The sequence below is a fragment of the Pseudomonas syringae genome (assembly GCF_001698815.1).
Classification (GTDB): Bacteria; Pseudomonadota; Gammaproteobacteria; order Pseudomonadales; family Pseudomonadaceae; genus Aquipseudomonas; species Aquipseudomonas syringae_A.
Genome location: NZ_LGSI01000005.1, coordinates 252,194 through 262,869, shown reverse-complemented (window position 1 = coordinate 262,869; position 10,676 = coordinate 252,194). Strand labels below are relative to the sequence as shown.

The window sequence follows — 10,676 nt, the reverse complement described above, 5'->3', positions numbered from 1 at the left end:
GCGGGTCATGCGCGCCGAACTGGGCGAAGGTCGCGAAGCCATCATCGCCGTGACCATTCCCGAGCAGCCGGGCAGCTTCAAGGCCTTCTGCGAAGCGATCGGCAAACGGCAGATCACCGAATTCAACTACCGCTACCACACCGACCGCGAAGCGCACATCTTCGTCGGCGTGCAGACCCACCCCGACACCGACCCGCGTGCGGCGCTGCTGGCGAGCCTCACCGAGCAGGGTTTTCCGGTGCTGGACCTTACCGACAACGAACTGGCCAAGCTGCACATCCGGCACATGGTCGGCGGCCATGCCGAGCGAGTCAGCGATGAAGTGGTGTTCCGCTTCGAATTCCCGGAACGGCCGGGGGCGCTGTTCAACTTCCTCAACAAGCTGGGCGGCCAGTGGACGATTTCAATGTTCCACTACCGCAACCACGGCGCGGCAGATGGCCGAGTCGTGGCCGGGCTGGTGGTGCCCGAAGGCGAGCGGCATCTGGTTCCGGCTGCGCTGGCCGAGATTGGTTATCCGTATTGGGATGAGAGCGAGAATCCGGCTTATAAGCTGTTTTTGGGGTGAATTGATGGGCGGCGGGCTCTCGTAGGACCGGCTTTAGCCGCGAGAGGGCCGGTACATCCGCTATATTTCTTGAGTCAGGAACGATGAGCTCCCGGCTAAAGCCAGTCCTACAAGGATGCGCTTAACCAAACGACTTCACTGGAGCATTCCGAAAATGGAACATTTCACCACGATCAAAATTCTTCACGTCGTCACCACCGTGCTGTTTTTGCTCAGTGCGCTGGGGCTGGCTGGATTCGTCATCAAACAACGTCATGCAGGCGATGCGAGCGTGCAAAACCGCTTGTTGCAGCGGCCGTGGCTGTTCGTCTGGCTGCTGATGGGGCTTTGTCTGCTGATCATGCCGATCAGCGGCTGGTGGCTGGCGCATTACGCCGGCTGGTCGCTGGGGCAAACCTGGTTGCTGTCGAGCAGCGTGCTCTACACCTTCGGCACGCTGAGTTGGGCCTGGCTGGTGGCGCGGCTCAATCGACTGCGCACCGCAGGTGGCGGCAAACCAGCGGTCACCCTGGGTTTGGCCATCTTCAGCGCCGTGTGCTTTATCGCCATTGCAGGGCTGATGGGTGCCAAACCGGTTTAACGCCTACGAATCCTGTAGGACCGGCTTTAGCCGGGAGGAGGCCGGTAGACAATGCATCTGCGCAGGCAGGCCAACCGCCCTCCCGGCTAAAGCCGGTCCTACCTGATTGACAGGTTTGCGTGGTCAACTCCGCAACGTAATCACCGGCCAGCCACGGCTTTCAGCTTCGGCGCGCAGTTTAGGGTCTGGATCAACAGCCACCGGGTTGGCGACTTGCTCCAGCAGCGGCAGGTCGTTCAGCGAATCGCTGTAGAAGTAGCTGTCATCAAGATTGAAGTGGTTCTCTTCGAGCCATCTATTGAGCCGCGTCACCTTGCCTTCACGAAAGCAGGGTATATCGGTGGTGCGGCCGCTGTAGCGTCCGTCGATGACCTCACATTCGGTCGCCAGCAGGGTATCGATACCCAGTCGCGCGACGATGGGGGCCGTGACGAAACGATTGGTTGCGGTGATCACCACGAGCTTGTCGCCGGCTTCGCGATGCATGGCGACGAGTTCCATGGCCTTTGGCAGGATGATGGGTTCGATGCAGTCGCGCATGAAGTCGCGGTGCCATTCGTCGAGTTGTGCCATATCGGTGCTGCCGAGGATTTCCAGGCTGAAGTTCAGGTAATCGGTCAGATTCAAGGTTCCGGCCAGGTAATCCTGATAAAACGCATCGTTACGCGTTTTGTAGACAACAGGGTCGAGGATGCCGCGCTCGCACAGGTAATCGCCCCATGCGTGATCGCTGTCGCCGCCCAAAAGTGTGTTGTCGAGGTCGAATAAGGCCAGACGCATGCAGTTACCCGCTGAAATTGCTGAAAAAAGAGCCCAAGAATACGAGGTTTTCACAAGTCTTCACATAACCTGCTAAGCCTCGTTGCTGCTTTGATCGCCTTTGTGGAACAATGCGGCGACATGCGTTTGCGAGGTTGTTGCCGTGATCGACCCCGATGGTTTCCGTCCAAATGTCGGGATTATTCTGACAAACGATGCTGGCCAGGTCCTATGGGCTCGGCGAATCAACCAAGATGCCTGGCAGTTTCCACAAGGCGGGATCAACCCTCAGGAAACGCCGGAAGACGCGCTTTACCGTGAATTGAATGAAGAAGTCGGGCTTGAGCGCGAAGATGTGCAAATTCTTGCCTGTACACGAGGCTGGTTGCGTTATCGTCTCCCGCAACGACTGGTCAGGACGCACAGCCAACCGCTGTGTATCGGCCAAAAGCAAAAATGGTTTCTCCTGCGCCTGGTCTCCAACGAGCAGCGGGTGCGGATGGATTTGACCGGGAAACCGGAATTCGATGGCTGGCGCTGGGTCAGTTATTGGTATCCGCTGGGTCAGGTGGTGACATTCAAGCGCGAGGTGTATCGACGCGCACTCAAAGAGCTTGCCCCGCGCCTTTTATCGCGCGACTGACACGGAGTTCGACCCCGAGCCATGCTCAATACGCTGCGCAAGATCGTCCAGGAAGTTAACTCCGCCAAGGATCTCAAGGCGGCGTTGGGCATTATTGTGTTACGCGTAAAAGAGGCCATGGGCAGCCAGGTCTGCTCGGTCTACCTGCTCGACCCGGAAGCCAATCGCTTCGTGCTGATGGCCACCGAGGGCTTGAACAAGCGCTCGATCGGCAAAGTCAGCATGGCACCGAACGAGGGCCTGGTCGGTCTGGTAGGCACCCGCGAAGAACCGCTGAACCTCGAAAACGCAGCCGATCACCCCCGTTATCGCTACTTTGCCGAAACCGGCGAGGAGCGTTTCGCCTCGTTCCTTGGAGCGCCGATCATTCACCACCGCCGTGTGGTGGGCGTACTGGTCATCCAGCAAAAGGAGCGCCGTCAGTTCGACGAAGGGGAAGAAGCTTTCCTCGTGACGATGAGCGCGCAGCTCGCCGGGGTTATCGCCCACGCTGAAGCCACCGGTTCGATCCGGGGCCTTGGCCGTCAGGGCAAAGGGATTCAGGAGGCCAAGTTTGTCGGCGTCGCCGGTTCGCCCGGTGCTGCCGTGGGCGTGGCCGTGGTCATGCTGCCGCCCGCCGATCTGGAAGTGGTGCCGGACAAAACCGTCACCGACATCGCCGCCGAACTGGCCTTGTTTCAAACCGCGCTGGAAGGCGTGCGCGGCGACATGCGTACCTTGTCCGCCAAGCTTGCGACCCAGCTGCGGCCGGAAGAACGCGCATTGTTCGATGTCTACCTGATGATGCTCGACGATGCCTCGCTGGGCAGCGAAGTGACCAATGTCATCAAGACCGGTCAATGGGCGCAGGGCGCCTTGCGCTCGGTGGTCAGCGAACACGTCAAACGCTTCGAATTGATGGACGACGCTTACCTGCGTGAGCGCGCCTCAGACGTCAAGGATCTGGGCCGTCGCTTGCTGGCCTACCTGCAACAGGCCCGGCAACAGACGCTGGTTTATCCCGACAACACGATTCTGGTCAGCGAAGAACTCACGCCCGCCATGTTGGGCGAAGTACCTGAAGGCAAGCTGGTTGGCCTGATTTCGGTACTTGGCTCCGGCAACTCCCACGTCGCGATCCTGGCTCGCGCCATGGGTATCCCGACGGTCATGGGCGTGGTCGATCTGCCGTATTCCAAGGTCGACGGCATCGAGCTGATCGTCGACGGTTATCACGGCGAAGTCTTCACCAACCCCAGCGACATCATGCGCAAGCAATTCGCCGAGGTGGTCGAGGAAGAGCGTCAGCTCTCCCAAGGCCTGGATTCCCTGCGTGAGCTGCCGTGCGTAACGCTGGACGGGCATCGCATGCCCTTGTGGGTCAACACCGGTCTGCTGGCCGATGTGGCCCGTGCGCAGCAGCGTGGCGCCGAAGGTGTTGGTCTGTACCGCACCGAAGTGCCGTTCATGATCAACCAGCGTTTCCCGAGTGAAAAGGAACAGCTGGCGATCTACCGCGAGCAACTGGCCGCTTTCCACCCGCTGCCGGTGACCATGCGCAGCCTGGACATCGGCGGTGACAAGGCGCTGTCCTACTTCCCGATCAAGGAAGACAACCCGTTCCTCGGCTGGCGCGGCATTCGCGTCACCCTCGATCACCCGGAAATCTTCCTGGTGCAGACCCGCGCCATGCTCAAGGCCAGTGAAGGCTTGAACAACCTGCGGATTCTGCTGCCGATGATTTCCAGCACCCACGAAGTGGAAGAGGCTTTGCACCTGATCCACCGCGCGTGGGGTGAAGTCCGCGACGAAGGCACCGACGTACCGATGCCGCCGGTGGGCGTGATGATTGAAGTGCCGGCGGCGGTGTATCAGACTCGTGATCTGGCGCGTCAGGTGGACTTCCTGTCGGTCGGCTCCAACGACCTGACCCAATACCTGCTGGCGGTGGACCGCAACAATCCGCGCGTCGCCGACCTCTACGACTACCTGCACCCGGCGGTACTGCAAGCCTTGCAGAACGTCGTGCGCGACGCCCATGCCGAAGGCAAGCCGGTGAGCATTTGCGGCGAGATGGCCGGCGATCCAGCGGCTGCGGTGCTGTTGATGGCGATGGGTTTCGACAGCCTGTCGATGAACGCCACCAACCTGCCGAAAGTGAAATGGATGCTGCGTCAGATCCACCTGAGCAAGGCCAAGGAATTGCTCGCGCAACTGATGACCAACGACAACCCGCAAGTCATCAGCAGCTCGCTGCAACTGGCTCTGAAAAATCTTGGGCTGTCGCGGATGATCAATCCGGGGTCGGTCAAGGGGCATTGATTCAATAACCACCGTAGGACCGGATTTATCCGGGAGGGCTATCGTTCAGACTACAAATGTCTGCCAGATGGACTACTGCCTCGCGGATGAATCCGCTCCTACGGTGTTGTCAGATCTCCAACTCCACTTCCCCCAATCTCCCGCCATACGGCCCGAAACTGTGTTCGACGATGCGTCGGCTGCCATCGGCATTGACGATCAGCGCCGTGCTGGCGCGGGTGCCGTAGGTCGGGCTGGCGATGAAGATGCTGGAAAGCAGGGTTTCCGTGGCCAGACTGACGCCGGTATCCGGCAAGTCCGCGAGTGGTGCGGTCTGCGCATCTGTGAGTAACGTCAGCAGCGCCGCTGGCTGTGGATCGTCCAATTGCGCGCTCAACGCAGCCTTGGCCTTGACCAGTTTGGGCCACGGCGTATCCAGCCCGGCATTCGATAAGCCGTAAACACCCTCGCTCAATTGCCGTGGTTGCGGGTCTGAACTGCTGAGGTAATGCAGCGTTTGACCATCGCCGACCAGCAGATTGAAGCCGCCGTATTCGTCCGCCCGGCCCGCCACCTCGAACAAATAATCTTCAATTGACGCCTGGCCGGTCAAAAATTGCGCAACCAATTCGCCCCGGGAACGACGGCCCAAGGGCTGGTTGGGGTCGCGAATATTGGTCAGCGCCGCAAATCGCCCGTCGGCGTTGATGCCCAACCAGGTGCCGCCCGCTTCCAGGTCGCGACCGGCATAGACGTGCGGCGCATCGGCCCACTGCGCCAGTGGCTGAGTGGGACGTGCATAGAATTCGTCACGATTGGCGGCGACGATCAGCGGCTGCGCGTGGGAAGGGCGCCAGGCAAAGACGATCAGACACATGCGGTACTCCTTTTTTTCACCACTCTACGCATCCGCCCGGCCGACATCCATCGTGCAGGTAGAGCGCGGGACCTTGCTCCGGTAACATGCCGTTCTCATTTCGCGCGTGTGCGCAGTGTTGCTGTTCAGCGTGGGTTTAAGTTTCCTGCTTTAGTGTGTTCTGGTTAAGTAGCTCGCGAGAGCGTTCGAATTTTTTGAGGAGTCGCAATGCTGCCTTACCCGCAGATTGACCCGGTGGCGGTGGCCATCGGCCCGCTGCAAATTCACTGGTACGGATTGATGTATTTGGTGGGCATCGGTGGTGCGTGGCTGCTGGCATCGCGTCGCCTGAACAGCTTTGATCCGACCTGGACCAAAGAAAAGCTCTCCGACATGATTTTCTGGCTGGCCATGGGCGTTATCGTCGGCGGGCGGCTGGGTTATGTGTTGTTCTACGATCTGCCCGCGTACATCGCCAATCCGCTGCTGATCTTCGAAGTCTGGCGCGGCGGCATGGCCTTCCACGGTGGGTTTGTCGGCGTGATGCTGGCGGCCTGGTGGTTCGGTCGGCGCAATGGCAAATCGTTCTTCGAGCTGATGGACTTCATCGCGCCGCTGGTGCCGATTGGTTTGGGCGCCGGGCGTATCGGCAACTTCATCAATGCCGAATTGTGGGGCAAACCGACTGATCTGCCATGGGCCATGGTTTTCCCGCCGTTCAGTGATCCTGCGCAACTGCCGCGTCACCCGTCGCAGCTGTATCAGTTCGCGCTGGAAGGCGTTGCACTGTTTCTCATCCTCTATCTGTTCTCGCGCAAACCGCGCCCGACCATGGCTATTTCCGGGATGTTTGCGTTGTTTTACGGGATTTTCCGCTTTATCGTCGAATTTGTCCGCGTTCCGGATGCGCAGCTCGGATACCTGGCCTGGGGTTGGGTCACCATGGGTCAGATCCTCAGCCTGCCGATGATCATCGCCGGTATCGTGCTGATCTGGCTGGCGTACCATCGCGCTGCTGGCAAGACCGCAGCGGTTTAACACCGAAACGCCGGACGCGGCTGTCCGGCGGATTCATCGATGCAGGTAATTTATGAAGCAATATCTGGAACTCGTCGCTCACGTCATCAAGAACGGGACGCTGCAAGCCAACCGCACTGGCGTGAAGACCATCAGCTTTCCCGGCGCCATGCTGCGCTATGACCTGCAGGAAGGCTTCCCGGCGATCACCACGCGGCGCATGGCCTTCAAGTCGGCGATTGGCGAGATGGTCGGCTTTTTGCGCGGCGTGAATAACGCTGCCGAATTTCGCGAGCTGGGCTGCAAGGTCTGGGATCAGAACGCCAACGAAAACGCCCAATGGCTGGACAATCCGTTCCGCAAGGGCGAAGACGATCTGGGCGAGATCTACGGCGTGCAGTGGCGCAAGTGGCCCGCTTACAAACGCATCGACCTGAGCAATCCGGCGGCCATCGAGCTGGCGCTGAGCCAGGGTTATCAGCAGATCGCCCAGTCTGAAGAAGACGGCCAGGCTTACGTCGTGCTGTACAAGGCCATCGACCAGATTCGCCAGTGTGTCGACACGATCATCAAGGACCCAGGCAGCCGCCGCATCCTGTTCCACGGCTGGAACTGCGCGCAGCTGGATGAAATGGCGTTGCCGCCTTGCCATCTCCTGTATCAGTTTCACCCGAATCAGGAGACTAAAGAAATCTCCCTGACCCTGTACATCCGCTCCAATGATCTGGGCCTGGGCACGCCGTTCAACCTGACCGAAGGCGCTGCCTTGCTAAGCCTGATCGGTCGCCTGACGGGCTACACGCCGCGCTGGTTCACGTATTTCATCGGCGATGCCCATGTTTACGAAAACCACCTGGACATGCTCAACGAGCAGCTGACCCGCGAGCCGTTCCCGATGCCGAAACTGGTGATCTCCGAGCGCGTGCCCGAGTTTGCCAAGACCGGTGTTTATCAGCCGGAATGGCTGGAGCAGATCGAGCCGTCGGACTTCACCCTGGAAGGTTACGAGCACCATCCGGCAATGACGGCGCCGATGGCGGTTTAATGCAAGACCCGTAGGACCGGCTTTAGCCGGGAGGCCGTAGTTTCTGATCGAGGAAATGCAGCGGATGTTCTGGCCCTCTCCCGGCTAAAGCCGGTCCTACGACATGCCCACGAGTCTTCAATGCCCATGACTCCTGCCCACATGGGAATGCTCTGACTCCAGCGTTGCCACGCCGCCGCTAACCTCCAGCCGATCCAGAATCCCGCAATGATCCGGTGCGCCTTCGCTGCAACGTTCACGCAGGTCGAGCAGTTGCGTCTGCAAGGCTTGCAGGCTGGCGATGCGGGAGTTGACGTGTTGGATGTGCTCGTCGACCAGCGCGTTGACGCTTTGGCACTGATCCTGCGGACTGTCGCGCAGATTGAGCAGGCTGCGAATCTCTTCGAGGGTCATGTCCAGGCCACGGCAGTTGCGGATGAACGTCAGTCGCTCCACATGCGCCTGGGTATACAACCGATAGTTGCCTTCACTGCGCGCCGGAGGCGGCAGCAGGCCTTCGCGCTCGTAATAACGGATGGTTTCTACCTGGGCGTCGGTCAGTTTTGCCAGCTCGCCAATCTTCATGTCATCGATCCTGTTTTTGGTGCTTGACCCTATAGTGGCTACAGGGTGTTCACTTGGCAACAAGTAAGTCAAAGGACTGGACCATGAGCCAAGCGACCCCAATCGATCCGAAACACGAACATGCCGAACACGACCATTCGGCGCATGATCACGCCCATTCGGAACACAGCCATGCCAAGCACGAACACAGCTGCTGCTCGGCGGATGCAGCACCCGCTGTCGTTACGTTCAGCGATGCGCCTGCGTCTGGCGGTCGGCTGAGCAGTTTCCGTATCGAACAGATGGATTGTCCTACCGAGCAGACCTTGATCCAGAACAAACTGGGCAAGCTGGCCGGTGTGCAGAAGCTCGAATTCAACCTGATCAATCGCATGCTCGGCGTTTGGCACGAATTGCCGTCCACTGACCCGATACGCGAAGCCATCTCGTCATTGGGCATGCAGGCCGAGCCGATTGAAGAGGGCGCGAGCGCTGAGTCGGCTTCGTTGCCGCCAGCCAAAAAGCCTTGGTGGCCGCTGGCGTTGTCGGGCGTCGCCGCGCTGGCGTCGGAGGTGATTCACTTCGCTGAGCTGGCGCCGAACTGGGTTGTGGCGCTGGTCGCGTTGGTCGCCATTCTCAGTGGCGGGCTGACTACGTATAAAAAAGGCTGGATCGCCCTCAAGAACTTCAACCTGAACATCAACGCGCTGATGAGCATCGCCGTGACCGGGGCTGTGTTGATCGGACAATGGCCAGAAGCGGCCATGGTGATGTTCCTGTTTACCGTGGCTGAGTTGATCGAAGCCAAATCCCTGGACCGCGCCCGCAACGCGATCGGCGGGCTGCTGCAACTGACGCCTGAAGTGGCGACGGTGCGCCAGGCTGATGGTCAATGGCTGGAACTGGAGGCGAAAAACATCGAGCTTGGTGCCATCGTGCGGGTAAAACCGGGCGAACGCATTGCACTGGACGGCGAAGTGGTTTCCGGTAATTCCACCATCGATCAGGCACCGATTACCGGCGAAAGCCTGCCGGTGGAGAAGGCTGAAGGCGACAAAGTGTTCGCGGGCACGATCAATCAATCAGGATCGCTGGAATACAAGGTCACGGCCGCAGCCAACAACTCGACGCTGGCGCGGATCATTCATGCGGTGGAAGCGGCGCAGGGCGCACGCGCGCCGACGCAACGCTTCGTCGACAGTTTCTCGCGCATCTACACCCCGGCGGTGTTCCTGCTGGCGTTGGCCGTGGCGATCATCCCGCCGCTGTTCATGGGCGCAGTATGGTTCGACTGGATCTACCGCGCGTTGGTGTTGCTGGTGGTGGCGTGCCCGTGTGCGCTGGTGATTTCGACACCGGTGACGATTGTCAGTGGCCTGGCGGCTGCGGCGCGTAAAGGCATCCTGATCAAAGGCGGCGTTTACCTGGAGATGGGCCAGAAGCTGGATTATCTGGCGCTCGACAAAACCGGGACAATTACCCACGGCAAGCCGGTGCAGACCGATTACGTGCTGCTCAAGGAATCAGCTGGCGAGCGGGTTCCGGCGATTGTCGCCAGCCTGGCTGGCCGTTCCGACCACCCGGTTTCCCTGGCCATCGCCCAGGCAGCAGAAAAGAGCCTGATCTTGCATGAGGTCACCGCATTGGAAGCGTTGGCGGGTCGTGGTGTGCGCGGCGAGATCAATGGCGAGGTGTATCACCTGGGCAACCACCGTCTGGTGGAAGAGTTGGGCTTGTGTTCGCCAGAGCTGGAAGCGCAGCTCGATGCGCTGGAAAAACAGGGCAAAAGCGTGGTGTTGCTGCTGGATAACAGCGGCCCGCTGGCGTTGTTCGCCGTGGCCGATACCGTCAAGGACAGCAGCCGCGAGGCCATTGAGCAGCTGCACAAGCTGGGCGTGAAAACCCTGATGTTGACTGGCGATAACCCGCACACCGCCAAGGCGATTGCGGCGCAGGTGGGTATCGATCAGGCACAAGGCAATCTGATGCCGGCTGACAAGTTGCAGGCAATCGAGGCGCTGTACGCGCAAGGTCATCGGGTCGGCATGGTGGGCGACGGCATCAACGATGCGCCTGCGCTGGCTCGCGCCGAAATCGGTTTCGCCATGGCGGCTGCCGGTACCGATACCGCGATTGAAACCGCCGATGTCGCCCTGATGGACGACGATCTGCGCAAGATCCCGGCATTCATTCAGTTGTCGCGCCGCACCTCGGCCATCTTGAAGCAGAACATCATCCTGGCACTGGTGATCAAGGCGATCTTTCTGGTCGTTACCTTCGCCGGCATGGCGACCATGTGGATGGCGGTTTTCGCCGACATGGGCGTGAGCTTGCTGGTGGTGTTCAATGGGTTGCGGTTGCTTAAAAAATAAACAGCGAACTGTG

The 10,676-nt window shown here is 59.8% G+C and carries 9 protein-coding genes and 1 pseudogene; 7 read left to right on the top strand and 3 right to left on the bottom strand.

The features are described 5' to 3' along the window. Positions 1-568, top strand: a pseudogene (locus AFK24_RS02085) (threonine ammonia-lyase, biosynthetic); the annotation flags it as partial. 154 nt (positions 569-722) lie between these two features. After that, positions 723-1,148: a DUF2269 family protein gene (locus tag AFK24_RS02080; RefSeq protein WP_065831659.1), complete on the top strand. Its 426-nt coding sequence runs from the start codon at positions 723-725 to the stop codon at positions 1,146-1,148. A gap of 123 nt (positions 1,149-1,271) precedes the next feature. Here the strand turns inward: AFK24_RS02080 and AFK24_RS02075 are convergent, their stop codons facing one another. Beyond that, positions 1,272-1,928 (bottom strand): HAD family hydrolase, encoded by a 657-nt coding sequence (locus AFK24_RS02075; protein WP_065831658.1) that lies wholly within the window; start codon positions 1,926-1,928, stop codon positions 1,272-1,274. Positions 1,929-2,070: 142 nt separating this feature from the next. Between AFK24_RS02075 and AFK24_RS02070 the strand changes: the two genes are divergently transcribed. Together AFK24_RS02070 and ptsP are read left to right on the top strand one after the other, a co-directional pair. Continuing rightward, entirely contained in the window at positions 2,071-2,550 is a 480-nt protein-coding gene (locus AFK24_RS02070; protein WP_020293475.1) for an RNA pyrophosphohydrolase, read from the top strand. A gap of 21 nt (positions 2,551-2,571) precedes the next feature. After that, positions 2,572-4,851 carry a phosphoenolpyruvate--protein phosphotransferase gene (gene ptsP, locus AFK24_RS02065; RefSeq protein ID WP_065831657.1) on the top strand — a complete coding sequence of 760 codons (2,280 nt, stop codon included), beginning with the start codon at positions 2,572-2,574 and terminating at the stop codon, positions 4,849-4,851. A gap of 109 nt (positions 4,852-4,960) precedes the next feature. Here the strand turns inward: ptsP and AFK24_RS02060 are convergent, their stop codons facing one another. After that, positions 4,961-5,707, bottom strand: a complete 747-nt coding sequence (locus tag AFK24_RS02060; RefSeq protein WP_065831656.1) for an NRDE family protein — start codon at positions 5,705-5,707, stop codon at positions 4,961-4,963. A 207-nt stretch (positions 5,708-5,914) separates the two neighbouring features. On the opposite strand from AFK24_RS02060, the gene lgt reads away from it, so the two are divergent. Both lgt and AFK24_RS02050 read left to right on the top strand, forming a co-directional pair. Beyond that, positions 5,915-6,724, top strand: coding sequence for a prolipoprotein diacylglyceryl transferase (gene lgt, locus AFK24_RS02055; RefSeq protein WP_065831655.1), 810 nt, complete (start codon positions 5,915-5,917; stop codon positions 6,722-6,724). Positions 6,725-6,776: 52 nt separating this feature from the next. Further along, positions 6,777-7,748, top strand: coding sequence for a thymidylate synthase (locus AFK24_RS02050; protein WP_065831654.1), 972 nt, complete (start codon positions 6,777-6,779; stop codon positions 7,746-7,748). Between the two features lie 117 nt (positions 7,749-7,865). Here AFK24_RS02050 and cadR read toward each other — a convergent pair whose 3' ends face one another. Further along, positions 7,866-8,312 (bottom strand): Cd(II)/Pb(II)-responsive transcriptional regulator, encoded by a 447-nt coding sequence (gene cadR / locus AFK24_RS02045; RefSeq protein WP_065831653.1) that lies wholly within the window; start codon positions 8,310-8,312, stop codon positions 7,866-7,868. Positions 8,313-8,395: 83 nt separating this feature from the next. Here cadR and AFK24_RS02040 point away from each other — a divergent pair, with 83 nt between their 5' ends. After that, a complete protein-coding gene (locus AFK24_RS02040) occupies positions 8,396-10,663 on the top strand; it encodes a heavy metal translocating P-type ATPase (RefSeq protein ID WP_065831652.1) in 2,268 nt (755 codons plus the stop codon). Positions 10,664-10,676: the final 13 nt, after the last annotated feature.